25 protein-coding genes are annotated in these 26,764 nt (G+C 54.0%); 11 read left to right on the top strand and 14 right to left on the bottom strand.

The window, feature by feature from the left end:
- Positions 1-439: 439 nt before the first annotated feature.
- From JHD74_RS06140 to JHD74_RS06110, 7 genes are all read right to left on the bottom strand, one after another.
- Entirely contained in the window at positions 440-1,090 is a 651-nt protein-coding gene (locus JHD74_RS06140) for a fimbrial protein (protein WP_199062066.1), read from the bottom strand.
- A 504-nt stretch (positions 1,091-1,594) separates the two neighbouring features.
- Positions 1,595-2,314, bottom strand: a complete 720-nt coding sequence (locus JHD74_RS06135; protein WP_199062086.1) for a fimbria/pilus periplasmic chaperone — start codon at positions 2,312-2,314, stop codon at positions 1,595-1,597.
- An 18-nt stretch (positions 2,315-2,332) separates the two neighbouring features.
- Positions 2,333-4,807: a fimbria/pilus outer membrane usher protein gene (locus JHD74_RS06130; protein WP_199062084.1), complete on the bottom strand. Its 2,475-nt coding sequence runs from the start codon at positions 4,805-4,807 to the stop codon at positions 2,333-2,335.
- A gap of 78 nt (positions 4,808-4,885) precedes the next feature.
- Positions 4,886-5,401: a fimbrial protein gene (locus JHD74_RS06125; protein ID WP_199062064.1), complete on the bottom strand. Its 516-nt coding sequence runs from the start codon at positions 5,399-5,401 to the stop codon at positions 4,886-4,888.
- 73 nt (positions 5,402-5,474) lie between these two features.
- Entirely contained in the window at positions 5,475-6,002 is a 528-nt protein-coding gene (locus JHD74_RS06120; RefSeq protein ID WP_199062062.1) for a fimbrial protein, read from the bottom strand.
- Between the two features lie 728 nt (positions 6,003-6,730).
- Positions 6,731-7,513, bottom strand: coding sequence for an ABC transporter substrate-binding protein (locus JHD74_RS06115; RefSeq protein WP_074027992.1), 783 nt, complete (start codon positions 7,511-7,513; stop codon positions 6,731-6,733).
- Between the two features lie 33 nt (positions 7,514-7,546).
- Positions 7,547-8,701, bottom strand: coding sequence for a pyridoxal phosphate-dependent aminotransferase (locus tag JHD74_RS06110; protein ID WP_065686785.1), 1,155 nt, complete (start codon positions 8,699-8,701; stop codon positions 7,547-7,549).
- Positions 8,702-8,841: 140 nt separating this feature from the next.
- Between JHD74_RS06110 and JHD74_RS06105 the strand changes: the two genes are divergently transcribed.
- The 7 genes from JHD74_RS06105 to modA all read left to right on the top strand — a co-directional run bounded on the left by JHD74_RS06105 (position 8,842) and on the right by modA (position 17,180).
- Positions 8,842-9,768, top strand: coding sequence for a LysR substrate-binding domain-containing protein (locus JHD74_RS06105; RefSeq protein WP_199062060.1), 927 nt, complete (start codon positions 8,842-8,844; stop codon positions 9,766-9,768).
- Between the two features lie 96 nt (positions 9,769-9,864).
- On the top strand, positions 9,865-12,162 hold the full coding sequence (gene bglX, locus JHD74_RS06100; RefSeq protein ID WP_199062058.1) for a beta-glucosidase BglX: 2,298 nt from the start codon (positions 9,865-9,867) through the stop codon (positions 12,160-12,162).
- 379 nt (positions 12,163-12,541) lie between these two features.
- Positions 12,542-13,465: a PEP phosphonomutase gene (locus JHD74_RS06095; protein WP_098928134.1), complete on the top strand. Its 924-nt coding sequence runs from the start codon at positions 12,542-12,544 to the stop codon at positions 13,463-13,465.
- A gap of 183 nt (positions 13,466-13,648) precedes the next feature.
- Positions 13,649-14,689, top strand: a complete 1,041-nt coding sequence (locus tag JHD74_RS06090) for an ABC transporter substrate-binding protein (protein WP_199062056.1) — start codon at positions 13,649-13,651, stop codon at positions 14,687-14,689.
- On the top strand, positions 14,686-15,684 hold the full coding sequence (locus JHD74_RS06085; protein WP_199062054.1) for an iron ABC transporter permease: 999 nt from the start codon (positions 14,686-14,688) through the stop codon (positions 15,682-15,684). Before JHD74_RS06090 ends, JHD74_RS06085 begins: the two co-directional genes overlap by 4 nt.
- Positions 15,677-16,456 carry an ABC transporter ATP-binding protein gene (locus tag JHD74_RS06080; protein ID WP_199062052.1) on the top strand — a complete coding sequence of 260 codons (780 nt, stop codon included), beginning with the start codon at positions 15,677-15,679 and terminating at the stop codon, positions 16,454-16,456. The genes JHD74_RS06085 and JHD74_RS06080 overlap by 8 nt, the downstream gene beginning before the upstream one ends.
- The gene (gene modA, locus JHD74_RS06075) at positions 16,449-17,180 is read left to right on the top strand and encodes a molybdate ABC transporter substrate-binding protein (protein WP_199062050.1); all 732 of its coding nucleotides are present in this window, start codon (positions 16,449-16,451) and stop codon (positions 17,178-17,180) included. The genes JHD74_RS06080 and modA overlap by 8 nt, the downstream gene beginning before the upstream one ends.
- Before the next feature lie 120 nt (positions 17,181-17,300).
- On the opposite strand, the gene JHD74_RS06070 is transcribed toward modA, so the two are convergent.
- The 3 genes from JHD74_RS06070 to yajD form a co-directional block, all read right to left on the bottom strand.
- On the bottom strand, positions 17,301-17,606 hold the full coding sequence (locus tag JHD74_RS06070; RefSeq protein ID WP_024485358.1) for a hypothetical protein: 306 nt from the start codon (positions 17,604-17,606) through the stop codon (positions 17,301-17,303).
- On the bottom strand, positions 17,603-18,238 hold the full coding sequence (locus JHD74_RS06065; protein WP_024485357.1) for a division plane positioning ATPase MipZ: 636 nt from the start codon (positions 18,236-18,238) through the stop codon (positions 17,603-17,605). Before JHD74_RS06065 ends, JHD74_RS06070 begins: the two co-directional genes overlap by 4 nt.
- A 336-nt stretch (positions 18,239-18,574) precedes the next feature.
- A complete protein-coding gene (gene yajD, locus JHD74_RS06060; protein WP_021180444.1) occupies positions 18,575-18,916 on the bottom strand; it encodes an HNH nuclease YajD in 342 nt (113 codons plus the stop codon).
- A gap of 231 nt (positions 18,917-19,147) precedes the next feature.
- Here yajD and JHD74_RS06055 point away from each other — a divergent pair, with 231 nt between their 5' ends.
- The gene (locus tag JHD74_RS06055) at positions 19,148-19,741 is read left to right on the top strand and encodes a LysE family translocator (RefSeq protein WP_065686795.1); all 594 of its coding nucleotides are present in this window, start codon (positions 19,148-19,150) and stop codon (positions 19,739-19,741) included.
- Here the strand turns inward: JHD74_RS06055 and JHD74_RS06050 are convergent.
- Positions 19,717-20,532 carry an AraC family transcriptional regulator gene (locus JHD74_RS06050; protein ID WP_199062048.1) on the bottom strand — a complete coding sequence of 272 codons (816 nt, stop codon included), beginning with the start codon at positions 20,530-20,532 and terminating at the stop codon, positions 19,717-19,719. The genes JHD74_RS06055 and JHD74_RS06050 overlap by 25 nt on opposite strands.
- Before the next feature lie 78 nt (positions 20,533-20,610).
- On the opposite strand from JHD74_RS06050, the gene JHD74_RS06045 reads away from it, so the two are divergent.
- The gene (locus JHD74_RS06045) at positions 20,611-21,075 is read left to right on the top strand and encodes an isoprenylcysteine carboxylmethyltransferase family protein (protein ID WP_199062047.1); all 465 of its coding nucleotides are present in this window, start codon (positions 20,611-20,613) and stop codon (positions 21,073-21,075) included.
- Positions 21,076-21,348: 273 nt separating this feature from the next.
- On the opposite strand, the gene JHD74_RS06040 is transcribed toward JHD74_RS06045, so the two are convergent.
- The gene (locus JHD74_RS06040) at positions 21,349-22,200 is read right to left on the bottom strand and encodes a PA4780 family RIO1-like protein kinase (RefSeq protein ID WP_065686797.1); all 852 of its coding nucleotides are present in this window, start codon (positions 22,198-22,200) and stop codon (positions 21,349-21,351) included.
- A gap of 123 nt (positions 22,201-22,323) precedes the next feature.
- Entirely contained in the window at positions 22,324-23,814 is a 1,491-nt protein-coding gene (amyA, locus tag JHD74_RS06035) for an alpha-amylase (protein ID WP_199062045.1), read from the bottom strand.
- Positions 23,815-24,060: 246 nt separating this feature from the next.
- Between amyA and JHD74_RS06030 the strand changes: the two genes are divergently transcribed.
- A complete protein-coding gene (locus JHD74_RS06030) occupies positions 24,061-25,359 on the top strand; it encodes an SLC13 family permease (protein WP_074028005.1) in 1,299 nt (432 codons plus the stop codon).
- Between the two features lie 51 nt (positions 25,360-25,410).
- Here JHD74_RS06030 and JHD74_RS06025 read toward each other — a convergent pair whose 3' ends face one another.
- On the bottom strand, positions 25,411-25,668 hold the full coding sequence (locus JHD74_RS06025; protein WP_074028006.1) for a YdgH/BhsA/McbA-like domain containing protein: 258 nt from the start codon (positions 25,666-25,668) through the stop codon (positions 25,411-25,413).
- 432 nt (positions 25,669-26,100) lie between these two features.
- Here JHD74_RS06025 and JHD74_RS06020 point away from each other — a divergent pair, with 432 nt between their 5' ends.
- Positions 26,101-26,748, top strand: a complete 648-nt coding sequence (locus JHD74_RS06020) for a TetR/AcrR family transcriptional regulator (RefSeq protein ID WP_024527444.1) — start codon at positions 26,101-26,103, stop codon at positions 26,746-26,748.
- Positions 26,749-26,764: the final 16 nt, after the last annotated feature.

Genomic DNA, 26,764 nt, shown 5'->3' with positions numbered 1-26,764 from the left:
CCCCCCCCCCCCCCCCCCCCCCCCCCCCCCCCCCCCCCCCCCCCCCCCCCCCCCCCCCCCCCCCCCCCCCCCCCCCCCCCCCCCCCCCCCCCCCCCCCCCCCCCATTTTTCAAGCAGAAGACGGCATCCGAGATGATACCTCCTGTCTCGTGGGCTCGGAGATGTGTATAAGAGACAGCCCTTCCTGTAATCAAAAAAACGTAATGCCATTGAGGGTAAAAGCAATGGCATTTTTTATGTATATAATGGCGTGATTTTTTACTTAATGAAGAGGGGCAGCGAGCAATGTTGGTAATTAAACGGAGGCGTAAGGGAATAGTATTGGCAAGCAGAAAATGACGGCGCGGTGCGTTTTATTCGATGCTGCCCCTCATCTTTGAAGAAAGGGGCAGGTTAAATAGCTGTGTTTAATACTGGGCCACGATTTAGAACACGTTACTTAAGGGTAGGCGACGGTGAAAATGGCATCGGCTTTTACCGAACCTGCTTCAATCTTTTCAGCGGTTCGTACATAGGCCGCGTTCAACTTTATTGACATCGGCGTGTTGTCCGCCGGTGAGGTCCCCACTAAAAACTGGCCGATATTATTTGCACTGACCGACGTATTCTGTGCTCCCAGCTGCAACGCACTGCCATCGCCTTTGCTCAGCCTGATGAGTACTCCTTTGGCAGTACTGCTCGGCGCCAGTGTCAGATCGCTGGTGCGGTTACCGAGATTGGCACTGTCCGTCAGCGTAATATAGGGCTTGGCATCTTTCCCACAGGTACCTAACGGGATAGTGAACCCGGTGGTGCTCGCGGTCTTACCGATGGTCGCCAGCTGCGAGGCGTCTACCGGATCTAACGGAACCAAAATCTCGTTGGTGCCTAGTGTACAGGTAGGCAAGGTTGGCGGTGGTAATACTGGCGGAGGTGTTCCCCCTACTGTCAGAAGTTGGACAGGAGAAATCGCCGTTACGGCTACGCAGCGTGTGCTTCCCTGTGTTGCGTTTTGCTGTGTCCAAGTATCAACGTTGCCAAATATAATGGAGATCGAGGAAGCCTTGAAAGCTGCGGGAGAGCCTCCTTTATAGAGGTTGGCATCAGTCACGACAAACTCCAAAAGATAAGGTTCTACCAAGCCCATGGTGCCAGCCTGGCTTACAGTCTGCGAGTTCAGGATGCTCCAAAGTGTCTTGGTAACGGGTTTGCTCGTTAACGAGTGACTCATTCGGAAGCCCAGGCCGGGGATAGTTCCCCACCCATCCGATGCGGGTATCGTTGAATCAGGCCCTAACTCACCACTTGCATACCAAGCACCTGCATACAGTGTGTCGGGAGCGTTGTCAGTTTTTCTGAAAGTATAGTTGAAGTATATTGTCCGGGATGCGACCACAAAACCGTTATACATTTGTGCAGGAAATGGCTTTATTGTGTAGTCTGTTGCTGTCATGTCAACCAGTGTACAACTCCCCGCTACGATCACAGCTGCACTCTGGCTACTGTAGCCTATGGCTGCCAGTAACAGCAGGATAGCCACGTTTAACCGTTGCCAACGCTTGGCAGGACCCATGGAATTTTTTGCTTTATTTATCGACATTAAAACTGCTCCGCATTAAACCGCTTTGGCAAATTGGCAGCGATCGCCACTGCAGCTAAAGGCCAGTTCCGGGCGGCCACCGTAATCATTAATAAAGGTCAGCACCGGTGCGGTGAAGGTGCCGGATTTCAGTTCTGCGCTGGATTTAGGCGCGACCATGACCGGATCAAACTCATTGGAAACTTTGTCACCTGCTTTTGCGGTAATGCCAATCACCGTTACATAGTAGGGCGTCGGATTTTCCACTCGGTAGCCCTGCGCAGTTTTATGCAGGACGATTTTTTCCTGCCACACTTCCCCCACCTTCGGGGCAATGGCCTGCGGGCGATAGAACAGTTTGACCTTGGTCTGCAAGGCGATCTGCATCACGTTGGGCTTGTCGCTACGCGGGGGGATTTCACGCAGGTTGAAATAGAACAGGCTTTCGCGATCCTGCGGCAATTTGGCTATCTCGGGCGCGGCAGCGATACGCACCATGCTTCTGGCACCAGGCTCTACGCGCTGTACCGGCGGTGTCACCACCAGCGGGCTGGTGATTTTCTGCTGCTGCGCATCTTCAATCCAGGCCTGGGCGAGATAGGGCAGCTGTTTATTTTCATTGCTGATATTCAGGCTGATCGACTTATTCTGGCCGTCGTAAATAACGCGGGTGCGATCGAGCGTAATGGCGGCCTGCACTGCGTTGGTAGCTAGGGTAATAGCGCAAAACAGCGCGATTTTATTTAATAAAGTCATCATATTTCTCTCATCGTGTTAGAGCTGGCGGCAGGGCAGTAAGAGCTGTGATTGCACCGTCAACTTTTCAGGGATAACGACCTGGCACTGTTTTCTTCCGTCCCAGACCGCTTCCAAACGTTCACCGGGCCGTACCCCGGTCAAATAGGCAAAACCGGCATCGCTGACAATCGCCAGCTCTTTTCCTGCCTGGTTAACAATGCTGCTGCCAAACGGCGGATGACTGCCGTCGATCAGCCCCAGCGTGGCCATGATTTTTTCACCTTTCAGCATGCCAAAGCGGCGATAGCCGATGGCACCTTCCGTCAGCGCCGATTCCACTACCGGTTGGGTGGCCTCGACATTGTCATCCAGCTTGCTGATATCAATGCGGGTATCAATCCGGTAATAACTTTGCATATCGTTCAATACCGCAATACCAAAGGCGTTGGAACGCACTCGGCCGCCTTCGAGCGGCACTCCAGCGATGCCGTCGGTATCTACCATTAACCGGGTGCCGCCGCTGGCACCGCGCGGATGCAACGCAGCCCCTTTACCGGTGACGGTAGCACCACCTTGAACAGACAGGCCCGCCGAGGTGAAGTTGTTTTGTACGTAGCTGGCGTTAACGTTGATATCTGCCAACGGCGTAGTCCGGCTATAAAAACCACTAAACTGGCTGCGTACCCCATTATCATTGCCGGTATTGATACCGGTAGAGAGTCGATAGGTGGTGTCCGGCTGGTTACTGTTCAGGTAATTGACCGTCTGGCTGGTATTACCTTGAGCGCTGCGTTGCGCGTTATAGCTAAGCGTCTGTCTGTTGCCTAACGGCATGGACAGGCTCAGATACAGCGCATTGTCGTTTCTGCCGTTGTTCTGCGTACGGCTAGCCGACAGGTTGACCGATAAATCTTTCATCGAAAAAGCATCGAAGTAGCGGCTGGCCGCGATGCTGTAATAGTCTGCCGTCTGCTGGTCCCAATAGGTCTGGTGGCTGTAGTTGAGGTACAGACCCACTCTGGCATCCTGAAAATTCTTGTTCGCCGTAATGGTGTACATCGCCTTATCGTTGGCGAGGGTGTTGCCGCGATAACGGGTATCGATGTATTGCGACATCGTCATATAGTTGCGCTCAGAAAAGCGATAGCCGGCAAAAGTGATCTCACTGTCGATCTTTTCGAAACGTTTGGCATAGCTGACGCGGTAGGATTTACCGCTGTAGCTGCCCTGGCTGGGTAAATCCGTTGCCAGAGACTGGGTGACGTCGGCAGAAACGGCGCCCATGGCGAATAAATCCCTGCCCAAACCCAGCGAGAGGGCGTTGTAACCATTACTCGCTATCGCACCGCCATACAGTGACCAACTGTTGCTCACCCCCCAAGAGGCTTCACCACTGGCAAACACCGGCCCTTCGGTACGGTGATCAAAATCGGACGGTTGGCCAACGGTGGTTTTATAACGTACCGTGCCTGGCCGGGTCAGGTAGGGGATAGTCGCGGTATCAACCTGGAAGGTTTGTTCGCTGCCGTCCTGTTCTTCTACCCTGACGTCCAATCTGCCGCTGATGCTGCTGTTCAGATCCTGAATACGAAACGGGCCTGAGGCCACGGTAGTCTGATAAATAACCCTGCCTTGCTGGGATACCGTTACCTTGGCGTTGGTACGCGCTATCCCGGCGACTTCTGGCGCATAGCCGCGCAGGTTAGGTGGCAGCATCCTTTCATCGGTAGCCAGGCTGATCCCGGTATAACGGAAGCTGTCAAAAATATCCGAGGCAAAGAAGTTCTCCCCCAGGGTCAACGTCGAGGCCAGTCGTGGGATCGCGCGGTACATATATACCCGGCTCCAATCGAACTGGCTGTTGTTCTCGGAGGCACTGCTACGGGTATTGTTACCCTGAAAATCTGCCCGAGCTCGCCACGGACCAAGGTTAAATCCGGTCGTGCCAGTCACGCTGGTATTTTGCGTGCTGCCACTATTATGCGGCTTACTGGTCAGCATATTGAGGTTGTAATCGAGCAAAATCCCCGGAATACCGTTATCCCAGCGTGATGGGGGCAACCAGTTGGCGTCGCTGTATTCTAGCCAGGCCTGCGGAACCGACAGATACAGGGTGCCGGTAGCCAGATCGGGTTTGGCGACCATACCTTCGATGCTGCTGAATTCGGCGCATTGTCCGTTATGCCAATAACGTACTTTGGCCAGAATCTCTGGCTTCAAGCCGATCTGCCCTATCAGGGCAGGGGAGAGGCAAGCCTCACTGCTCTCTGGGCGCCCCTCGCGTGCGTAGAAATGCAGCGGCTGTTCAGGGATCACATAGTCATTAATGTTGATCGCCATCAGGTACTCACCAGGCATCACGTAATTCGCTTGGGTGAAACGGGCCAGATCGATATTTTGCTTGTCTTCCGCGTTCAGGACGTCGGTATTAAACTCAATAGCATGAGCAAACCCGCTAACGTTGATGAGTGATATCGCAATGGCCAGCTTGGTTTTGTTAATTCCTTTTATTTTTCTACGCACGGTGATATCCCGAAATTTAAATGCTCAAACCGAAGACCTTGTCCAAAGTCATGCTGGATAAAAAGGCTATTTATAATCAATGATAAAGCTGAGCGTGGCGTTAACCTTTCCTGCTTTAAAATAACCAGAGGTTTTAACTAACGATGCACTATAGTGTAAATGTTCGTCATTACTTTTTAGCGAGTAACCCGAACGTGAGACACCTGGCTGAATAATATGGCCGTCAGGATCCTTTATTTGCATTCCTATGCCGGCATTATCGCCTTGCAGGCTAAACCAAGGGTTGCTGCCTTCGTGTTGGCCCATAAAGGTGACTGCGAGGGTATTGTTAGTGGCGTTGTCTTGATTGGTGAGGCAGTCAATCAGCCGGATGGAGAAGGGATAGCTGGGTTCAGCCCCCTTCGCCATACGGGTTTCGTCCACCACGCCAAGCTCAATGCTTTGGTCTTGCGCTTCTGCTGCGATGGCACAGGCAGGGACTATTATTACGCCATTCAGGTTAACGCGGGTGGTCTCCTGTTGGAGGGCAACCGCATTGGCAGACAGTATCCCACCGAATAAAATTAATAATAATCTCTTCATTTTTTCATCGGTTACGTTATCAATAATGATGGGAAAAAAGCATACGGGCTAACCCGTATGCTTTTAGAAACGATTACTGATAGGCCAGGGTAAAGTCAGCTACGCTGCTGAATGAGCCTGGTACTACGCTACCGGCTGTTGCGCTGTTGCCCTGCAGGTATGCGGAGTACACCAAGGTATTGCTGCCTTCGCCCAGTGTGCGATAGGTAGAGGCTACGCCCAGTTTGATTGGTGCACCGCTACCGTCGGTGATGGCGATACCGGCGCCTTTGGCTGTCCCGGTGATCCCCAGCAGGGAACTGTTAACCCCGTCTGGTGAACCGTTGAAAGTGATGGCCACCTTGGTTTTGTCGGTCAGGTCGCAGTTTTCCAGTTTGATGGAGAAGTTACGTGGGATAGAAGTCCCCAGGTTTGCCAGCGAAGCCTGAGAGATTTCACCCAGCGCCACGGTCTGGTCAACGCTGTCTGGATTGATTGAGCAAGGTGCATCAATGATAGAACCGGTGAAAGTCACGGTACCTGAACCCTGATCTGCCGCATTTGCCGCGAAAGCAGAAGAAACCAAAGCCAGAACCAGCATATTTTTTTTCAAGATAGACATAAATAACTCTTCCATGTTTATATCGTTTAGAGAATATTGCGTTGCAATAACAGTTTTAATTCCCCTTTATTAAGAGGTTCTCTCGAAGTAGAACATTCAACTGCTTGGTGATAATGAAAGAGGGAGCTAGCCGCGTGAATATTCGCATCCCGAATGGATGAGGTATTCTCAATGGTTTTCTGCCGTTCTTTTATTATCGAAGTAGTTCGGTTAATGCCGTGCTACCCGTTAAGCTGTTCTGCGTTCCTCTCAAGAGGTGGGTGTATAATACACGATATCTTAGGTTGGTAAATGCCGTAAAACTGGTTTAATGATCTGGGTATTAAACTTACAATAGTTTTTTATGCTGATTTTTTTAATTTAAATGGAGTTTAAAATTAGGATGGTAGAATAATCCTAATTTTAATAACCTGACTCCCTATGATCCTGAGGTTGTAAATAATTTACAAAAAGTAGGTGTAATCTTAGAAAATAATTTGTGAGGACGGGTTTTTTTGGGGGGCTCGGTTTTTCTGGCTGTCTCATTGTGAACAGAAAATTCATCAACGGGTTGATTTATATTGGGAAATGACGTTATCCAGCAGGTGGGTATCACCAATAGGGTTGGGTATTCTCTTGGCGGGTTTTGTAAAGATCAAGGCCTGGTGGGGCTTGCAGGCGATCTAGGGGCATAGCATCCAGCTAAATGAGCGCTGAATGCGGTGCCCCTCTGAGCGAACAGCACGCTTTTATTTCACCGTCACATCGATATCGCCAAAGTACTTCTTGGACAGTTCGCCAATGGTGCCCTGCTGCTTGACCTTGGCGATGGCGTCATTGAGCTTTTTCAGCGTCGCGGTGTCGTCTTTGCGCAGGCCGAAGGCGATGCCTTCGCCGAGGATCTTGTCGTCCTGTACCGCTTCGCCCACAAACGCAAAGCCTTTACCATCTGGATGCGCCAGGAAACCGCTCTGCCCGGCAGGCGCCATGATCAAGGTGGCATCCAGGCGGCCAGCGGTCAGATCAAGATAGACCTGATTCTGATCCTGGTAGGACACTACATCGACCCCTTCCGGTGCCCAGTGTGCTTTGGCATAGTTTTCTTGAATGGAGCCCTGCAATACGCCGACGTGTTTACCCGCCAGCGATTTGGCATCGGGCTTCAGGCCGCTGTCGGCCTTGGCAATCAGGCGGTTTGGCACCTGGTAGATCGAATCGGTAAACGCAATCGCCTGTCTGCGCTGCTCGGTGACGTTCATCGCCGAGTTAATCACGTCAAATTTGCGGGCCTGTAGCGCCGGGATCAGACTGTCGAACGAGGTTTCTACCCAGCTGCATTTGACCTGTGCGGCGGCGCACACGGCGTTACCCAGATCGATATCAAACCCTTCCAGCTGGCCGCTGGCGGATTTGGATTCGAAAGGCGGATACAGGGCTTCAAGCCCAAAACGCAGGCTATTCTCAGCCGCTAGTGTGGTACCGGCTGCCAGTAAACATCCCGCCGCGATCAGCGTTTTCAGTGTTTTTTTCATTGTTGTTGCTTCCCCATGGTAAAAATCAATGGATCACACCTGACACAGACGGCGAGCGCCTTCCAGCAGGGTGTCATTATCTTTCGAGAAACTAAGCCGGATAATGCCGGTATCGGTACCGTCGCTGTAGAACGCCGACAGCGGGATGGTGGCCACCTTGGCTTCGCGGATCAAGCGCACCGCAAAGTCGTTGTCGCTTTCATTACTGAAACCGCTAAAGCGGGCCAACATAAAGAAGCTGCCACGGCTAGGCAGTAACTCAAAGCGTGACTTTTGCAACGCTGCTGCCAGCAGATCGCGCTTTTGCTGATAGAACTCTGCCAACCCCAGATAGCTTTGTGGATTATTCAGGGCGGCGGCAAAGGCATATTGCATCGGCGTATCGGCAGAGAACACCATAAATTGGTGCACCTTGCGGATTTCATCCATCAGCGCTGCCGGTGCCATGCAGTAGCCCACGCGCCAGCCGGTGACGTGATAGGTCTTGCCGAACGACGAGACGATCACGCTGCGTTCTGCCAGAGCAGGATGGCAGGCCATGCTGTGGTGAATGCCGCCGTCGAAGACCACGTGTTCATACACTTCATCGGAAAGAATGACGATATCGGTATTGCGGGTCAGGGCGGTCAGGCGCTCGATATCGTGTTCATCGAAAACGCTGCCGGTAGGGTTATGCGGGCTGTTGACGATGATCATTCGCGTTTTGCTGTTGATTGCCGCCGCCACCTCATTCCAGTCGATGGTTAAATCTTGCAGCGAAAGCTTGATGGCAACTGGAGTTGCCCCCTGCAGGCGCACAATTGGGGCGTAGCTGTCGAAGGCGGGTTCGAAATAGATCACCTCATCGCCGGGATGCACCAGCGCGCTGATGGCGGAGTACAACCCTTCGCTGGCGCTGGCGATCACCGTGATTTCGTCGTCGGCGTCATAGCGGGCGCCATACAGCCGCTCAACTTTTTCCGCCAGTGCATGACGTAATGCTGCCACACCGCTCATTGGAGCGTACTGGTTATGACCTGCACGCATGGCTTGGGCGACGCCCTCAACCAGTTGCACATCACAGGCAAAATTGGGTGCGCCCTGTGACAGATTCAGGGCTTGATGTTCGGCGCTCAGTTGGCCAATCACGGTGAAAATGGTAGTGCCAACGTCCGGCAGTTTCGAACGTTGCGAGCAGGCGCTGTGCATGGTGGGCTCCTGGCAAAAGAATCGAGTGTCGAATGATTAAGCATCAGTTAGGATGGGCTAACAAGAGAAAATTCGTCATGCTTGCCATGCAACCAGATCATGGCTGACAGTGAAAATAAATGCAGGTATCGGGATTTATTATGCAAACATCGCTGCCGTCGCTCGACGTGCTGAAAACCTTTGTGGTGGTCGCTGATCGCCTCAATTTCACCCATGCGGCCCAGGCACTGCATCTAACGCAGGGCGCGGTCAGCCGCCAGATCCTGGGATTGGAACAGCAGCTGGGTTATCCGCTGTTTAGCCGCCGTGCGCGTGGGCTGACGCTAACGCCACAGGGGGCGCTGCTGTTGGCGCCGGTGCAGCTGGCGTTAGAGCAATTGGCGCAAGCGCTGGCCAAGGCTGGGGAACAGCCGGGTACGCTACGCGTCAAATGCCCAACCTGTGCGATGCGCTGGGTATTGCCGCGTATTATTCGCCTGCAGAATGAACGGCCAGAGATACATATCGAACTGACCGCGTCGGTGTCGCACGGGCTGGATTTTGGCAGCGAACATTTTGATGCGGCGGTGGTGTTTGGCAAACCTCAGGGCAAACGGCTGGTGGTGCACCACCTGTTTGATGAGATCCTGACGCCAGTCTGCACGCCAAACTATCTGCCTGACCTGGTTCGGCCACCAGAACCTGCCGATCTGGCGGAGACAACCTTGCTGCATCCCACACGCGATCGCCGTGATTGGTTGCTATGGTTGAAAGCGGCGGGGCAGACGGCTTTGCCCTCAGCCAAGTCACAGCATTTTGATACGCTCGATCTGGCGATGAGCGCTGCTTTACAGGGCTGTGGTATCGCGATTGGCGATTTGTGCCTGCTGGAGGAGGATATTCAGGCCAATCGCATTATTACGCCGTTCCCGATCAGCGTGGTCAGCGGTGCCGCCTATTATCTGGTTTACCCGGAACATGCGGTGGTGCCTGCGGCCTTAACCCGGCTGGTGGAGTGGCTGGGGGCAGAGGCGCAAGCCAGCCGGAGCAGACTGCATCATCTGCTAACAACAACGCAGACGAATTGATTCTGCAAACAAAAAGAGTATGGCAAACTGCGTGCTCACATCTATTAATGCCTCCTGGCCGACATTGCCGGCGGGGACGTGCCTGAGAATCAAATTATGAAATGGCTTTGTGTGGTGAGTATGTTGTCCGGCCTGGCTATCAGCCCGGTTTTTGCGCAGGAAAGCAGTGCGACCCAAGGGATCTATGCTCAGGAGCGTGATGCCTTTGTCTCCAACCTGATGAAGCAGATGACGCTGGAAGAAAAAATCGGCCAGTTGCGCCTGATCAGCGTTGGCCCAGATAACCCGAAAGAGGCCATTCGCGACGGCATCAGCAAAGGCCAGATCGGGGCGATTTTTAACACCGTGACCCGCCCGGATATCCGCGTGATGCAGGATCAGGCCATGCAGCTCAGCCGCCTGAAAATCCCCCTGTTTTTTGCTTATGACGTGGTTCATGGCCAGCGTACCGTATTCCCGATCAGCCTGGGGCTGGCGGCGAGCTTTGATCTGGAGGCTATCGCCCTGAGCGGACGTGTTTCAGCGCAGGAAGCCAGTGATGACGGCCTGAACATGACCTTCTCACCGATGGTCGATATCACCCGCGATCCGCGTTGGGGCCGGGTATCTGAAGGGTTCGGTGAGGATACCTGGCTGGTATCGAAGATTGCCAAGGTGATGGTGGATGCCTACCAGAATGGCGATCCGTCCAAGCCGGGTTCGGTGATGGCCAGCGTGAAGCATTTTGCCCTGTATGGCGCAGTTGAAGGGGGCCGTGACTACAACACCGTCGATATGAGCCCGTTGCGTATGCATCAGGATTACCTGCCGCCATATAAGGCGGCGGTAGATGCTGGTAGCGGTGGTGTGATGGTTTCGCTTAACTCGATCAACGGCGTACCGGCAACGGCCAATCCGTGGCTGCTGAAAGATCTGCTACGTGATCAGTGGGGTTTTAAAGGCATCACCATCAGCGATCACGGCGCGATTAAAGAGTTGATTAAGCATGGCGTGGCCGCGGATGCGCGTGACGCGGTGCGCTTGGCGATCACCTCTGGGGTCGACATGAGCATGAGCGACGAGTATTACGACCAATACTTGCCGGGTTTGGTGAAGGATGGCCTGGTTTCTGAAAGCGAGATCGACCGTGCCTGCCGCGACGTGCTGAACACCAAATATGATATGGGCCTGTTTAAAGATCCGTATAACCACCTTGGTCCGGTAGGCTCCGATCCACTGGATACCAATGCCGAAAGCCGTCTGCACCGTGCGGAAGCCCGCGTGATTGCCCGTAAAACGATGGTGCTGCTGAAAAATGACAAGCAGACGCTGCCATTACAAAAGCAGGGCACTATTGCGCTGATCGGGCCGATGGCCGACAGCCAGCGCGATATCATGGGAAGCTGGTCGGCGGCAGGCGTGGTGAAGCAGTCGATCACCGTGCGTGAAGGTCTGCAGAATGCGGTGGGCGATAAGGCCAGCATCCTGTACGCCAAAGGGGCCAATATCACTCAGGACAAGAGCATTGTTGATTATCTGAACGAGTATGAACCTGCGGTCGCCTTTGATACACGCCCGCCACAACAGATGATTGATGAAGCGGTAAAGATCGCCAAACAGGCCGACGTGGTGGTGGCGGTAGTAGGGGAAGCGCAGGGAATGGCTCATGAAGCCTCCAGCCGGGCGGACATCACCATTCCACAAAGCCAGCGTGACCTGATCGCAGCGTTGAAAGCCACTGGTAAACCGCTGGTTCTGGTGCTGATGAATGGCCGTCCGTTGGCATTGAGCTGGGAAAGTGAACAGGCAGATGCGATGCTGGAAACCTGGTACAGCGGCACCGAAGGCGGTAACGCCATCGCCGACGTGCTGTTTGGTGACTACAACCCTTCCGGTAAGCTGCCAATGACTTTCCCACGTTCGGTGGGGCAGATCCCGATTTACTACAACCATCTCAACACTGGCCGACCGTTCGGCAAGGAAAACCCGGGCAAGTACACTTCGCGCTACTTTGATTCGCCAAATGGCCCACTGTATCCGTTTGGTTATGGTCTGAGTTATAGCCAGTTTGCCCTGTCCGATTTCAAACTTTCCAGCCCCGAGATGGCGCGCGACGGCAAAATTACCGCCAGCGTGATGCTGAAAAACACCGGTAAATATAATGGTGCCACCGTGGTACAGCTGTATGTACAGGATGTGACCGCCTCGGTCAGCCGCCCGATCAAGGAGCTGCGTAACTTCAAGAAGGTGACGTTGCGTGCCGGGCAGGAACAGCGGGTGGAACTACCTATCACCGAGGACGATCTGAAGTTTTATAACGCCAGCCTGAAATGGGGCGCGGAGCCGGGTAAATTCAACGTGTTTGTTGGCCTGGACTCGGACAACCTGCAACAGCAGAGCTTTACCTTGAAGTGAGTTTGTGAGCGTTCACTTTTGTTGCTGACCCCTCACCCCAACCCTCTCCCATAGGGAGAGGGAGCTGGCATGGCGCTGCTGTCAGGTGCCGGAGTCAGTTTTTGGCATGTTTTATCTAGAGCCAAGGTTAAATACTAGAGTTACGTTGTGGCACGTTCAATCCTCTCTCTTGAGGGAAAGGGAACTGGTATGGAGCTGCTGTCAGGTGCCGGAGTCAGTTTTTGGCACGTTATACCTAGAGCCAAGGTCAAATACTAGAGTTACGTTGTGGCACGTTAAATCCCCTCTCCTGGGGGAGAGGGTTAGGGTGAGGGGGTCTTTACCAGCTCAAAGATCTGCTCTCCCTTTTCTATGAGTACCCATCATCGGAGATCCCATCATGAAAAGATATCTGGACTGTAGCGCCAGCGATCTGGCCAACATCAGCAAAGACGATCTGATCTACGCCATCCGTGCCAGCGAGGGGCGCATTCTGGTCAGTGAGACCATCGCGGTCACTCAGCCGCTGCTCAATAACGTCACCAATGCCGAACTGGCCGCCAGCCAAGGGGCCGACATCCTGTTGCTGAACCTGTTTGATGTCAATCAGCCGCACATTGCCGGGCTGCCTGCCGATGTGCCACCTGAGGATGCCATACGCGAACTGCAACGGCTGACTGGGCGAGTCATCGGGGTCAATCTGGAAGCCGTCGATCCGGCGTTTGCCACCACGCACAATGAGTTCTGGCAGATGACGGCGGGGCGCGCAGCCACGGCGGAAAACGCCCGAAAATTGTATGAGCTTGGCGCTCGCATGGTGGTGTTGACCGGTAACCCGAATAACGGCGTCAGCAACCAGGCAATTGCCGAGGCGCTGAAGCACATTCGTGATGAAGTGGGCGATAAGCTGGTGCTGGTGACCGGCAAAATGCACGGTGCCGGGATTGTGCGTGAAAGCGGCAGCCAGTTGATCACCGAGCAAGATATTGCACTATTCATTGAAAACGGGGCTGACATTGTTCTATTACCTGCACCGGGCACTATCCCTGGAATGTCGCAGGAAAAGGTCGCTGCGCTGATTGCATTTACTCAGCAACAGGGCGCGCTGACGATGACCGCCATCGGCACTTCTCAGGAGGGGGCCGATGTGCAAACCCTTCGCCAGATTGCCCTGATGAGCAAAATGGCCGGAGCAGATCTGCATCATATCGGTGATACCGGGTATCTTGGCTTGGCGTTGCCAGAGAATATCTTTGCCTATAGCGTGGCGATCCGCGGCGTACGCCACACCTATACCCGCATAGCTCGCTCCGTTAACCGCTAGCGTTTCAGGTTCCACACTCAATTTGTGGAACGTTAAGTTCCCTCATCCCAGCCCTCTGTTGGGATGAGAGGCATCACCGAACTCATTCTCTTTCTTTTCACACCTTGTTTGATCCGGTTGATTGTTTAGTTCTCGCTATCGCTATATCATTTTGTATATAACGATAATCCACCGGAAACTCCCATGTTCAAACGCCTATTACTGCTTGCCATTCTCTTCTCATCCGCCGCTTTGGCGGATCGCCAGGTCACCGATCAACTCAACCGCACCGTGATGCTGCCGGACCACATTACCCGAGCCGTGGTGCTACAACATCAGACATTAAACTTGCTGGTACAGCTAGACGCCATGCCGCAGGTGGTTGGCGTGCTCAGCAGTTGGCAGAAACAGCTGGGGCCCAACTATTTACGGCTGGCTCCGAGCCTGGCCAAGATGCCGATGCCGGGCGATCTTACGACGGTCAATATTGAAAGCCTGCTGGCTCTGCACCCGCAGGTAGTGTTTGTGGCCAACTATGCCCCGGCAGATATGATCGCCCAAATCGAACATGCCGGTATTCCGGTGGTGGCGATCTCGCTGCGCCGTGAACCGGTGGCTCAGGCTGGGAAAATCAACCCTGTGTTAGAAAATGAAGATCGGGTTTATAACCTTGGCTTGCAGGATGGTATTCGCCTGATTGGCAAGGTGATGGGCCGCGAAGCGCAGGCGGATACGATGGTGAAAGATGTTTTCCAACAGCGCGCGTTGGTGGCCAAGCGTCTGCAGGATATCCCAGAGGATCAACGGGTGCGGGTCTATATGGCCAACCCGGATCTCACCACTTACGGTTCGGGTAAATACACCGGCCTGATGATGCAACATGCCGGTGCCGTCAACGTAGCGGCCAAAGACATTCAGGGCTTTAAGCAGGTTTCTATCGAAGACGTGCTGAAGTGGAACCCGGCGGTGATCTTTGTGCAAGAGCGTTATCCCGACGTGGTGCAGCAGATCCTGACTTCGCCACAGTGGCAGGCGATTGACGCGGTGAAACACCAACGGGTTTACCTGATGCCGGAATATGCCAAAGCCTGGGGCTACCCAATGCCGGAAGCATTGGCGCTTGGGGAACTGTGGATGGCAAAAACGCTCTACCCACAGCGTTTCACCGACGTTGATCTGCAACAGCATGTAGACGCTTACTATCAACGCTATTACCGTGCCACTTGCTGCCAGAGCGGCAAATGAAGCTGGGGTTGTTGCTACTGCTCACGGCCTGCTGCGCACTGCTCTCCCTGGGTATTGGCCGCTATCCGGTCACGGCTGGCCATAGCCTGATGATTTTGTTGGAGCCGGTTATCGGTCAGCATGCAGATATCACGGCGATCGAACGGCAGGTGATCCTTGGCGTGCGTGTGCCGCGCGTGCTGTTGGCGATGGGGGCGGGTGCGGCCTTGGCGATGTGTGGGGCGGCCTTGCAAGGGGTCTTTCGTAACCCGTTGGTCGATCCACATATTATCGGCGTCTCTTCTGGGGCCGCTTTTGGCGGCACCTTGGCGATCCTGCTTGGTCTGCCGGTATTGATGCTGTTGCTGAGTGCCTTCGTCTTTGGCATGTTGGCGCTGTTGCTGATTTTTGCCATCACCAGCGCCATCGCCCGGCGTAATATTCTTTCTTTGGTGCTGGCTGGGGTGATCCTTAGTGGCTTCTTTTCCGCCTGCGTCAGCCTGGTGCAATACCTGGCCGATAGCGAAGAGAAGCTGCCCAGCATCGTATTCTGGTTACTTGGCAGCTTTGCCACGGCGGATAGCCATAAATTGCTGATGTTGTTCCTGCCGCTACTGCTGGCCGGTGGCCTGTTATTGGCACTGCGTTGGCGTATTAACCTGCTTTCTTTGGGGGATGAGGATGCGGCTGCGTTAGGGATTAACGTTGAACGCACCCGTTGGCTGATCCTGACGCTGTGCGCGGTGATCGTAGCTGCACAGGTGGCCGTCAGCGGCAGCATTGGCTGGGTAGGGTTGCTGATCCCGCATTTGGCACGCCTGCTGGTGGGGCCGGACCATCGGCGTTTATTACCTGCCGCGATGTGCCTTGGGGCGTTGTATATGGTGCTGATCGACGATTTGGCGCGCACCATAAGCAGCAGTGAAATTCCTTTGGGTATTCTCACCGCTCTGATCGGCGCTCCTTTGTTTGCCTTGCTGCTACGGCGTGCGCAGGTAAGGGGCTGGAATGGCTGAAACGCTGCTACAGGTCAGCAACCTGAGCTTTGGCTGGCCAGGTCAACCCAAGTTGTTCCAACAACTCGATTTGCATCTGCAACGCGGAGAAGTGCTGGCAGTGCTTGGCCCCAACGGGTGTGGCAAAAGCACCTTGATGCAACTCTTGTTGGGCGCTTTGCCGTTACAGCAAGGGAGCGTTGTCGCCCATTGCGGATTAGGGTTTGTGCCGCAGTATTTCACGCCGCCGTTTGCCTACAGGGTGCTGGATATTGTGTTGATGGGCCGGGCTCGGCATGTCGGGATGTTCCGTTCGCCTTCGGCTGAGGATCATCAGTTAGCCAAACAGGCCCTTTATTCGCTGGATATGCTGGCATTTGCCGATCGCGAGTTTGGCAGCCTTTCCGGTGGTCAGCGCCAATTAGTACTGATAGCCCGGGCGCTGGCGATGGCCTGTGAAGTGCTGATCCTCGATGAGCCGACCTCGGCACTGGATTTACACCATCAGGACCGGGTGCTGACCATGATCGACCAACTGGCACGAGAGCGACAGATGGCGGTGATATTCTCGACTCACCAACCTAATCATGCTTACGCCGTGGCCGACCGCGCACTCTTGCTGGGGGCAGAAGGGCACCATCAGTTGGGCAGTTGCCAGCAGGTGCTGATGGCGGACAATCTTGCACCGCTGTTCCATTTGCCGATTGAACGGGTATCCGTTCCCTTTGCAGGCAGCCAACTGGAAACGTTGGTACCCATCTTCCACAGCCAACGGGAGCGCAACCGTGAATAGCATTACTCTTTTTGCCGCAGGAAGCCTGAGGCTGGCGTTCACTCCGCTATTGGCGGCGTTTGAGCAGGAGAGCGGTTATCGGGTCGAGGCCACCTTTGGCCCGGCGGGGATGCTGCGGGAACGGATTGAACAAGGAGGAAGGCCGCAGGTGTTTGCCTCTGCTAATCTCGAACATCCGCAGCGGTTAGTGGCCCTTGGTTTTGCGCAGGCGGTGCAGCCGTTTACCCGTAATCGCCTATGCGCCACTGTGCGTAATATCCCGGAGTTAACGCAACCGGATTTGCTGACGTTGCTGTGCGACCCCCAATGGCGTGTTGGCACCTCGACACCGGTAGCCGATCCTTCCGGTGACTATGCGCAACAGTTGTTCGAGCGCCTGGAGCAGTGCTTGCCGGGGCAGGGGAGTGCATTGCGTAGCAGGGCAGTGGCGCTGGTGGGTGGGTCAGATTCTAAGGCAATACCGGCAGACAGGTTGGCAGCGGAATATCTGATTGCTGAAGGTCAGGCAGATATCTTCCTGGGCTACGCCAGCTATGCCGATGCGCTAGCCAACTGCCCACAGGTAAAAGTGCGCATGTTACCTGCCGCGCTCGACTTCAAAGTGACCTATGGGCTGTGTCTACTGGATGAGGGGGGCGCCGCCGCGCAGCAGTTGGTGGCCTTTATTCAGAGTGATCAAGGGCAGAGCATTTTGCAGCGTATGGGCATGTTGGCGCTGGATTAAGGCATGAATATCAATGACATTAAGTTGCTAGCTTAATAATTTACCGGCTTGGTAATTTGTTTATTAAGCTTGCCAGCTCACTTGTTTGTTAGCTTGTTAAGCTGGCAAGTTATTGGGTTACTAAATCTTCTTTAGCAGGGCCAGCAACTGTGCCTCGCTCTTGTCGGCCAAAGTGTCGATGGCCAACTTGATCACATCGGAACGGGTGATGCGCACGATGCCGTTACGCGCCGCATGACCGATCACTTCGTCGATCATCTCCACGTGGTTATCCGTCAGGCTGACGGACAGCGCTTTATAAACGCGCTTACGGCCCTGGGGCTTTTCGGCTACTGCGGCAGGAGCTGGAACAATCAACGTATGTGACGTGGCGCTGTTGATAAATTCATCTTCCGACATGCGGTGGGTTGGCGTACGTTTTTTCACAGGATCACCTCTGTTACCAGGCTTTCGATTTCGTGCTGCGCTTTTTCATTGTGCGCTTCATGCACGGTTAGCGCTTCGCCCCAGGCATCGCGATAAATTTTGCGATCGCACAGGCGGTTGTTCACCAACTTCAGTTCCGGGTATTCACTCAGCACTTCGGCCGCTTCGTTGGCTTCGTTAATGAAGATGTTGGTTGGGCACAGGTTGAGCACAATGTGGCCTTTTACCTTTTCATTGTATTCCTGGGCGGTGGAGAACATCTCGGACAGGTAGCCGATGGTATCCAGGTCCATCTGCGAAGGGCGCAACGGCGAGATAAACAGATCGGCGGCCAGCAGCCCGGAGCGTAATTCTGCGCTGTCGCGGCCAGCGGTATCGACAATCACATAATCGTAGTGACGATTCAGTTCCAGCAGGGTTTCTTTGATCTTGCCTGAGGCGGCCACCACTGGGATCTGTGGAAGCCCTTCTACATTCTGACGGTCGTTGAACCAGGTCATGATGGATTTCTGGTCGTCGGCATCGACGATAATGGCCGTTTTCTTCTGCTGCAGGATCAGATATCCGGCGATGTTTACCGCCATGGTCGATTTGCCGACACCGCCTTTCTGCGAACCAATCAAAACAATCATGTTGCCATCTCTCAAGTTGCCAAGCAGATAACTTATTAATCAACTAACTTAATAAGTTAATGCGCTTGCTAGGTTGGTAATTAAATGAGTTAACAAGTGCGTATGACGACAATATGCCCCATTGGCAGCGGCTTGCCAAGTAGTGAAAGTCTTAACTTGTGGGTTTACTTGTTTATCAACTTACTAACTTGGTAAGTAATTAGTTGAGAATAAGGACTCAAATAGGCGTTGGATTTAACCAAGTTAATAGCTTAACAGGTTGGTATTTTGTGAAGTGATTAAGGTAGGAGTCTGACGGAACCGCATGTCGGATGCGGTCCCGCTTGGGGGGGTACGCTACTTTTTCATCATGTTTTTCAGATTGGCGAAGGGGTTATGTGTGGCTAGCCCGACGTCTTTCTGTGCATCTTCACCGGCGACCACCGTAGAACCATACTGATCGGCTTCGGTGTATTTTGAGTGTTCATGATCGTGGCAGTACAGGCACAGCATTTCCCAGTTGCTACCGTCTTCCGGGTTGTTGCTGTGGTCATGATCGATGTGATGCACCGTCAGTTCACGCAGGTTGGAGTAAACAAATTCGCGTGAACAGCGCCCGCAGACCCACGGGAAAATTTTCAGTGCTTTTTCGCGGTAACCGGTTTCCAGTCGCGCGTAATTTTTTGGAATGTATGCCATGTGGGCACCTACAGGATCAGAATAATATTGCGCTCAATATTACCACAAACTGCCAGGAGATCGCGTAATCCGCACCCGATGCCCAAGAGAAGTCGTTCCCTGCGCCAAGCCCGATGAGTTTGAACGCTTTCCCTGGAAATCAAAGTGAAGTTGTAGGGCAATTTTGTTCAATACTCTCCCGCTGTAACCCGGCACGCTGGCACCTGTAACTCTCTTTTACAGGTGCTGACTATGACGCTTTATCTTTCTATGGCCGCTTTTGCGTTGGCCTCCTCTATTACTCCCGGTCCGGTAAACATCGTGGCACTTAGCTGTGGCGCGCAGTTTGGCTTCACGACCAGCCTGCGGCATGTGACCGGCGCAACCTTGGGTTTTACGTTATTACTGGTGTCGGTTGGCTTGGGAATGCACGAAGTGCTTACCTTATGGCCGGGGCTGACCACCGTTATTCTCTGGGGCGGCGTGGCTTTTCTGCTCTATATGGCCTATCAGCTTGCAGCGGATGACGGGAAACTGAGCCAGGGCAATCGGCAACAAACCCCCTCTTATTGGTATGGTGCCTTGCTGCAATTGCTGAACCCCAAGGCCTGGTTAGCTTCAGTTGCCAGTATGGGGGCCTTTGTCGGTGATGGGGAGATGCGGTTGCTGTGGCAATTTGCCGGGCTCTATTTTGTGATTTGCTACCTGTCGATAGCCTGTTGGGCCTACGCTGGGGCGATGCTTAGCGGTCTGTTGCAGCGGGCGCACAATCTGCGGCGCTTTAACCGCTTGATGGCGCTGCTGCTGGCGTTCAGCGCCTGTTACTTGCTGGCAGAGGGGATCTGATACTGGCCGGGGGTGGCTGCCAGCAGTTGTTTGAAGGTGCGCTGAAAGTGCGCCTGATCGGCAAACCCGCTTTCGTTGGCGGCAGCTGCAATGGAGAAGCCCTGTTTCAGTAGCCGCTGGCCGTGCTGGACGCGCTGATTGACCAGATAGGCATGAGGCGTCATGCCGTAGCGTTTCTTGAATGCGCGGATCAGGTAAGAAGGGGAGAGTCCGGATGCTTGGCAGATCGCCTCTAACGTCAGTGACTGGGTGCAATGAGTACGGATAAACGCCGCAGCCATTTCCAATTTAGGGGTCATATCCTGCTGCGGAACCGGAGACTCGCCGAGTAACTGCGGCAGGTTACTGAAGTAATCCACCAAGGCGATCTGTTTTTCCAGATGGCAACAGAGCGGATCGGTCAGTACCCCATACAGCTGATTCAGGCCGCTAAACAGTGCCTGATCCTGGCTGATAATCTGCTTGAACGGAATAAAGCCCGCATTAGGGTCCTGCTGAAGCGTTGCCAACCAGTGCTGGTCGATATAAAACATGGTATAGGCCCAACGCTGGTCGCCAATGGGGTTGCAGCCGTGCGCCTGCTGCGGGTTGATGATCACCACGTCACCGGTTTTGACCTGGAGGTGCTGGTCGCCGTTAACATAGGTGCTGGTACCGGCGGTGATGGTGCCAATACAGAAAAACTCATGGCTATGCAGCGCATAACAGAGCTTGCGGCCATCTTCGACGGCGCGGGCCTCAACGAACGGCAGGCGTTCATCGCGCCAGAATTGTGGGGCATATTGGCTCATCGTCTCTTCTCTGGCGTGGTTACAGGGAGAGCTTGTTATAGCGCAAATAGTATTGTGTGGTCGAGAGGGAACAGGAAAATGGTAGCGTGGTTGCAACGATTGGTTTTGCCGCCGGTGGTGATGGCAGTTTGTGCTGCTGGGATGGCGGCAACCTGCTGGCTAACCGAGGGGGGCTGGCAAGATAGCCTGCTTATTCTCTTGGCCGCTGGCGTATTGGCGGTGGCTTCCGTGACGATCATGTTTAGTGCCAGTTATGCCTTTCACCGGGCGGGTACCACGCTGCATCCACAAAAGTTTCAGCGGGTCAGCGCGTTGCTGGTCACTGGCGTTTTCCGTTTCAGCCGTAACCCGGTGTATCTGGGGCAGATCCTGCTGTTGGCAGCTTGGGGACTATTGCTGGGAGGGATCGGCGTCTGGTTATGGTGGGGGCTGTTTTTTGCCTACCTGGATCGTGTACAGATCCCGCGTGAAGAGGCGTTCCTACGAGACAACTTTGGGCAAGACTATCGGGTGTTTTGCGATCAGGTAAGGCGTTGGCTTTGAGTTGTTATTCCAGCCCGCAGTTTGTCTGTGCCCCTCACCCCAACCCTCTCCTTTAGTGAGAGGGAGCTGGAATGGTGTCGTAATCAGGTACGGTGATCACTCTATTACTTCCGCAAAGGGGCAGGTACAGTGCCTAGTCGTGTAGGGTGATCAATAAAAGAGATCTGACTCAGTGCGGTGATCAGGTAGACTTCTGCAACTGAAATCGAACTCGAACGGTCCCCTCTCCCTGTGGGAGAGGGTTAGGGTGAGGGGTAATTTTGAGGCTGAATATCAATCTTCTTCTTCGTTACGCGCCATCATTTGCCGCTGGTGCTCATCACTGGCCGCCTGGATCTCCTCCAGCACCGAGTCAACGTCGGCCCGCTTGCTGGTTTCAACAAACTTGCCTGTCAGCTCTGTCTCCGGCGTCAGGTTACCTTCCTGATACAGCGCCCAAATCTCTTTGGCATACTTGCTGCCCAGCAGTTGCGGCGCATACTGGCCGTAGTAGTGAGTCATATTGTTGATATCGCGTTCAAACATGCTTTTGGCGTGGTTGTTGGCGGCGGCATCTACCACCTGCGGCAGATCGATTATCACCGGCCCGTCTTTATCCATCAGCACGTTGAACTCTGACAAATCGCCGTGAACCAGCCCAACACAGAGCATGCGCACGGCATAGTTCATCATCAAGGCGTGATCGTTCAACGCCTGTTCCGGCGTTAACGTGACGTCACTCAGGCGTGGGGCTACCAGACCTTCTTCATCGGTGATCAGCTCCATCAGCAATACACCGTCCAGGCAGATATCCGGCTGTGGCACACGTACGCCAGCCTTGGCCAGCAGGTATAGCGCGTCCACTTCGGTATTCTGCCAGGCCTCTTCCTGCTGTTGGCGGCCAAATTTGGAGCCTTTACTCATGGCGCGTGCATCGCGGCTATTGCGCACCTTGCGGCCTTCCTGGTAGTTCACGGCCTGCTTGAAGTTGCGTTTATCGGCTTCTTTGTACACTTTGGCGCAGCGGATCTCTTTACCGCAACGCACGATAAATACGTCGGCTTCTTTGCCACTTTTCAAACGGCGGATGACGTCGTCGATTAAACCATCATCTACCAATGGCTGGAGTCGTTTTGGAATTTTCATGCAGCCTTGTACCCTATTTAGGCTCCGCTGTGAATATTTGCTTATGGTCTTAATGAAAAATCGGACCAAAAAGGCAAAAATGGGTTTTGCCGCCGGGGTGGTACATTGCCTCCCCGGAGGACCTTACTCTGCTTCAGCCATGACCCAGACGCTAACGCTGCCGCCGTTGACCGGGAAGGCTGCGCTACCGTGCTCATCTGTCATGATATCGTCCTCGCGGTTGCCGAGAAAGTCACGCCAGGATTTATGCGCAAAATTTTCGCCTAGTGCGACGGTTTTACTGCTTTCGGCCCCGTTGGTCATCACCACCACGCAACCCGGTTGCTCGGCAGTGCCACTGCGGCTGAAGGCGACGCAGTGGGGATCGTCAAAATAGTCGTGCTGTTCGCCGTTGGCAAAACGTTGACGCGCCTGGATCATCTTCTCCAGTTCGGCAATCACCGGCATTTCAATCTGGTATTCCTGGCCATCATCGCCTTGATCGCTATAACTGGCACCGTACAGATCCGGGTAAAACAGGCAAGGAACGCCTTGTTCACGCAACAGGATCAGGGCGTAGGCCAGCGGTTTGAACCAGGGTTCGACCGGCGCTTCGAGCGATTGCAACGGCTGAGTGTCATGGTTTGCCACCAGGGTTACCGCATGGGCAGGATCGACGGCGACCAGTGTATCGGTAAACAGCTGCGACATATCGTAACCATCGCCCTGTTTTGACGCCAGATGGAATTTCAGCTGTAGCGGTACGTCGAACAGCATCACCTTACCATCGACCAGTGCTAAATACTGTTGTAATGCCGCCAGATCGTGTGACCAGTATTCGGCCACGATAAACAGATCGCGCTGTGCCGCATCGCGCACGTGATCTGCCCAGTCTTTAAAGAACCAGGCTGGGATATGTTTGGTGGCATCCAGCCGGAACCCGTCACAAGGCAGGATTTCCATCAACCAGCGAGCCCAGTATTTTAGCTCCTCAACGACGGCTTGGTTACGGAACTCCACGTTAGCGCCCATCAAATAGTCAAAGTTGCCGTTTTCGTCGTCAACCTGGTCGTTCCAACCTTCTTCGCCGTAGTCATTGGCAATTTTGAAGATGCCTTTGTCATCTGGTTGCTCGATATAATCAACGCCGCTAAAGCAGGTGTAGTCCCAGATAAATTTGGAATAGGTGCCTTGCCGACCAGGGAAGGTAAAGCGGGTGTAGGCCAGCGCGTCGATGCCAACCTCTGCGATATCGTTACGGTTATCTTCATCAACCTTATAGACGTGCACCTGCTCTTTGTCATCGGCGCCGATCTTGTGGTTGAACACCACATCATAGATCACCCGGATCTGGTGCTCGCGCAAGCTATTAACGGCCTGCGTCAACGCCTCTTTGTCGCCATATTTGGTAGCGCGGGTGCCTTTTTGATCAAACTCCCCCAGATCGAACAGATCGTAGCTGTCATACCCCACCGAATAGCCACCCGCAGCCCCTTTATAGGCCGGTGGCAGCCATAGATCGGTCACGCCTAGCTCGGCCAGGGCGGGGGCACGTTCGGCCACCTCTTGCCATAGCTTGCCGCCATCCGGGTAGTACCAATGGAAAAACTGTAACAGCGTGGTCTTTTTCGTCATCAGTCAGTACCCCGGTTCGTCAGTAAACGTGTGCCAAATGCTCGCCCCTCTAAGCATGGGCCACTTTTGGCAAAAGGGAAAATAGCGGGTGCTAGCCTGCAAGCAGAGTAGTCTCTTGGCGCGGGGAAAGTATGGCCCATTTGGCCGCCGCCCGTGAACTGTGAGCCGTTTCACCGTTCGGGCGTTTCCGTTATGTGAAGATATAACCAGTTGATAACAAAATACTAACTATAGCAGGGAGTAGGGATGATGGATTACCCGATGGGCGTTTCCGCGCTGGTGACTTTGGTGGTGATCGCCTTATGGGCAACGTCGCGTTTGCCGGAGTATCTGGTTGCGCTGCTGTTTTTTGCTGCGGTGATGGTGTTACAGCTAGCGCCGACGGCCGTGGTGTTTTCCGGGTTTGCCTCATCGGCATTCTGGCTGGTATTGAGCGGCTTTGTGCTGGGAACGGCCATTCGTTGTACGGGGCTGGCCGATCGGCTGGCCAACCGCATTCTGCCGCTACTGGCCGGTTCCTGGCCACGGCTGGTGGGCGGTGTGGTAGCCATCAGCTATGCGCTGGCCTTTGTCATGCCGTCGAATATGGGGCGTATTACCCTGCTGATGCCGATCATTATGGCATTGGCCGAACGTGCCGGGTTGGCGGAAGGATCGCGTGGCCGCTACGGCCTGGCGTTAGCGGTGGGGTTTGGCACCTTCCAACTTTCGGCCAGCATTCTGCCTGCCAACGTACCTAATCTGGTCATGAGCGGGGCGGCAGAAAGCGCCTATGGTATTCACTTTACCTATCTGGCTTACCTGCTGCTGCATGCACCGATCCTGGGCCTGGCGAAAGGCGCGTTACTGACGTTATGCATCTGCTGGCTATTCCGTGCCAAACCACAGCCGGTGGAAAAAACCACCGAGCAGAGTCCACTTAGCTTGGCGGAATGGCGGTTGATTGCGCTGTTGCTGATCACGGTGCTGTTGTGGATCACCGATAGCTGGCACGGCATCGCTCCCGCCTGGGTAGGGCTGGCTGCTGCTTGCGTTTGCCTGTTGCCGCGCATTGGTTTCCTGACGGGGGAGCAGTTTGCTGCCGGTGCCAACATTCGCACCTGTCTCTATGTGGCCGGGATCCTTGGGTTGACGGCTTTGGTGAGCCATTCCGGATTGGGGGACTGGTTAGGCAGCGCGTTGCTGAACGTCATACCGCAAACCCAGGATCGGCCATTTACCGCTTTTGGCATGGTGATCGGTATTACGACGCTGTTGAATTTTGTCGTGACGGCCAATGGCGTACCCGCGCTGTTCACGCCGCTGGCACAGGTTCTGTCAGAGGGGAGTGGCTTGCCGCTAACCACGGTATTGATGACGCAGGTGATTGGCTATGCCACGCCGTTGCTGCCGTATCAGGCCTCACCGATTGTGGTGGCAATGGGGATGGGGAAAGTTCCGCCGCGTGAAGGACTGAAACTGTGCCTGCTGCTGGCCCTGTTAACCTTTGGGCTGTTGGTCCCGTTGGATTATCTGTGGTTCCGGCTATTGGGCTGGTTTGGCTGACAAGCAAAAGGCGGCACCAGGGCCGCCTCTTTGCATAAAACCGTTTAACGATCAGTTATAGATAATCGCGGTGCCGTGCAGTTTGTTGCTGCCGGTTGTTGCGATGATCTGGAAGGATTTGGCACCGGCTGCATCCGCTTTAGCCGCCAGTTTATTTTCCAGCGATGTCAGGTCAGAAGCGCCACTCACGGTGATCACGCCTGATTGTTGCAGATCGGCCGGTTGGCTGTTGACCAATTCTGCGGCGAAGCTACCGAAAGATACAGAAGCTAGTGCGATGGCGGCGAGGGTCATTTTCAGGTTTTTCATAATGGTTTCCTATCTCTACATGAGCAATAAAAGTTTTTGCGTTATCCCGTTTAATTACTTAACGGTCGATAAGTTAATGTTAGGCCTCTGCCCGAACGATTGCAAATGTTTTTTTAGTGGTCGTTAATTAATTCGTGCTATCCCGCTCAAGCTGCTGGCGGATGGGGAAGAAATGTTAAGATGGGGATTTAAATTAACGTATTGTTATTTAATGCTTATTATTAAAATTCATTCGAATTCTTCTCCACCTTGTAGCAAGATGCGGCCCGGATTGAACGCCATTTTCTGCCCGGCAGGGGCGTCATTGGCCGCATTGCTTACCGATCGCTAATTAAAAGTTGCTCGCTTATCATCGACGGCGTACTATTTTTTGTACCGATCGATAATTTAATGATTGTGCCCGCGTTGGGCCGCCGGGAAAGTGAGGGGTCTATGAGTATCAATAATGAAGACGCATGCGCGAAGAAATCACGCGGCAGGCCGAAGCAGTTTGATCGCGATCAGGCCGTTGAGCAGGCGCTTGAGCTGTTCTGGCGCCATGGCTATGAATCTACTTCGTTGGCCGATCTGGTGGAAGCGACCGGGGCTAAAGCGCCTACGTTGTATGCGGAGTTTGGTAACAAAGAGGGGCTGTTTCGCGCCGCAGTTGAGCGCTATCTGAGCCGCTACGTGGAATGTTACAACCGCCTGCTGGCCCAGGAGTTACCGATAGCCGATATCGTCGAGGCTTATTTGCGCACCTCGGCAGAGGTATTTACCGATCCGGAAAACCCTAGCGGCTGTTTTATGGTTTGTGCCAACGCCGCCTTGTCCTCCTCTTCAAACGATCTGGCCGAGATGCTGCGCAACAAGCATTTTGCGCAGGAAACCAGTCTGAAAGCCTGCTTTGATCGTAAGGTGCAGCAAGGGGAGTTGCTGGCTCGTACCGATACCGCATTGTTGGCGAAATACATAATCTGCCTGATTGAAGGGATGTCCGCCCAGGCGCGAGAAGGAGCCAGCCGTGAAGATCTGCTGCGGCTGCTGGATACCACCATGATGGTATGGCCGCGTTTGAGCCAAGTGGGCAATAAAGTTTGATCTGCCGTTAGACAGC

Origin of the sequence: Serratia sp. ASV30 (genome assembly GCF_016428815.1) — a bacterium.
GTDB classification, from domain to species: Bacteria; Pseudomonadota; Gammaproteobacteria; order Enterobacterales; family Enterobacteriaceae; genus Chania; species Chania fonticola_C.
The sequence above is the reverse complement of the archived record's forward strand: the minus strand, read 5'-3'. Positions and strand labels throughout refer to the sequence as shown.

Bases quoted from the DNA above. Each gene is read 5' to 3' on its own strand.
- JHD74_RS06065 (WP_024485357.1), bottom strand. From the start codon at position 18,238: ATGATTGTTTTGATTGGTTCGCAGAAAGGCGGTGTCGGCAAATCGACC.
- JHD74_RS06110 (WP_065686785.1), bottom strand. From the start codon at position 8,701: ATGCACAGCGCCTGCTCGCAACGTTCGAAACTGCCGGACGTTGGCACT.
- JHD74_RS06125 (WP_199062064.1), bottom strand. From the start codon at position 5,401: ATGAAGAGATTATTATTAATTTTATTCGGTGGGATACTGTCTGCCAAT.
- JHD74_RS06115 (WP_074027992.1), bottom strand. From the start codon at position 7,513: ATGAAAAAAACACTGAAAACGCTGATCGCGGCGGGATGTTTACTGGCA.
- JHD74_RS06085 (WP_199062054.1), top strand. From the start codon at position 14,686: ATGAAGCTGGGGTTGTTGCTACTGCTCACGGCCTGCTGCGCACTGCTC.
- JHD74_RS06135 (WP_199062086.1), bottom strand. From the start codon at position 2,314: ATGACTTTATTAAATAAAATCGCGCTGTTTTGCGCTATTACCCTAGCT.
- JHD74_RS06045 (WP_199062047.1), top strand. From the start codon at position 20,611: ATGGTAGCGTGGTTGCAACGATTGGTTTTGCCGCCGGTGGTGATGGCA.
- amyA (WP_199062045.1), bottom strand. From the start codon at position 23,814: ATGACGAAAAAGACCACGCTGTTACAGTTTTTCCATTGGTACTACCCG.
- JHD74_RS06105 (WP_199062060.1), top strand. From the start codon at position 8,842: ATGCAAACATCGCTGCCGTCGCTCGACGTGCTGAAAACCTTTGTGGTG.
- JHD74_RS06020 (WP_024527444.1), top strand. From the start codon at position 26,101: ATGAGTATCAATAATGAAGACGCATGCGCGAAGAAATCACGCGGCAGG.
- JHD74_RS06030 (WP_074028005.1), top strand. From the start codon at position 24,061: ATGATGGATTACCCGATGGGCGTTTCCGCGCTGGTGACTTTGGTGGTG.
- yajD (WP_021180444.1), bottom strand. From the start codon at position 18,916: ATGGCATACATTCCAAAAAATTACGCGCGACTGGAAACCGGTTACCGC.
- JHD74_RS06025 (WP_074028006.1), bottom strand. From the start codon at position 25,668: ATGAAAAACCTGAAAATGACCCTCGCCGCCATCGCACTAGCTTCTGTA.
- JHD74_RS06120 (WP_199062062.1), bottom strand. From the start codon at position 6,002: ATGTCTATCTTGAAAAAAAATATGCTGGTTCTGGCTTTGGTTTCTTCT.
- JHD74_RS06050 (WP_199062048.1), bottom strand. From the start codon at position 20,532: ATGAGCCAATATGCCCCACAATTCTGGCGCGATGAACGCCTGCCGTTC.
- JHD74_RS06095 (WP_098928134.1), top strand. From the start codon at position 12,542: ATGAAAAGATATCTGGACTGTAGCGCCAGCGATCTGGCCAACATCAGC.
- bglX (WP_199062058.1), top strand. From the start codon at position 9,865: ATGAAATGGCTTTGTGTGGTGAGTATGTTGTCCGGCCTGGCTATCAGC.
- JHD74_RS06055 (WP_065686795.1), top strand. From the start codon at position 19,148: ATGACGCTTTATCTTTCTATGGCCGCTTTTGCGTTGGCCTCCTCTATT.
- JHD74_RS06080 (WP_199062052.1), top strand. From the start codon at position 15,677: ATGGCTGAAACGCTGCTACAGGTCAGCAACCTGAGCTTTGGCTGGCCA.
- JHD74_RS06040 (WP_065686797.1), bottom strand. From the start codon at position 22,200: ATGAAAATTCCAAAACGACTCCAGCCATTGGTAGATGATGGTTTAATC.
- JHD74_RS06090 (WP_199062056.1), top strand. From the start codon at position 13,649: ATGTTCAAACGCCTATTACTGCTTGCCATTCTCTTCTCATCCGCCGCT.